We start from the raw sequence: 278 nt of genomic DNA, 5'->3' as shown, positions 1-278 counted from the left end.
CTCCCAAAGCCTTCGCTCGCGATGTGGGTGGAAAGATTGTCAAACATACCTGATGGTGTTTATAGCTATGTCGCTGAAATTGATGGTAAAGTCGTCGGAAATATTGGCTTTCACCACTCTCTACGTCCAAGAACGATGCACACGGCATCGTTTGGCATCGGAGTACATGATAGTTTCCATGGACTCGGTATTGGTAGCAAATTGATAGAAACAGTCACTGAACTAGCAGATAACTGGTTAAATGTGAGAAGAATTCAGATAGAGGTCAATGCCGATAA

At 43.5% G+C, this 278-nt stretch carries 1 protein-coding gene; it reads left to right on the top strand.

Features of this window, described 5'->3' with window-relative positions; genetic code table 11:
- Positions 1-278 (top strand): GNAT family N-acetyltransferase (locus tag IQR33_RS17710; RefSeq protein ID WP_193843891.1); only part of this gene is annotated, 278 nt, incomplete at both ends.

Source organism: Vibrio sp. OPT46, assembly GCF_015163535.1.
In the GTDB taxonomy this organism is placed as follows: domain Bacteria; phylum Pseudomonadota; class Gammaproteobacteria; order Enterobacterales; family Vibrionaceae; genus Vibrio; species Vibrio alginolyticus.
This window is presented reverse-complemented; position numbering and strand designations above follow the sequence as displayed.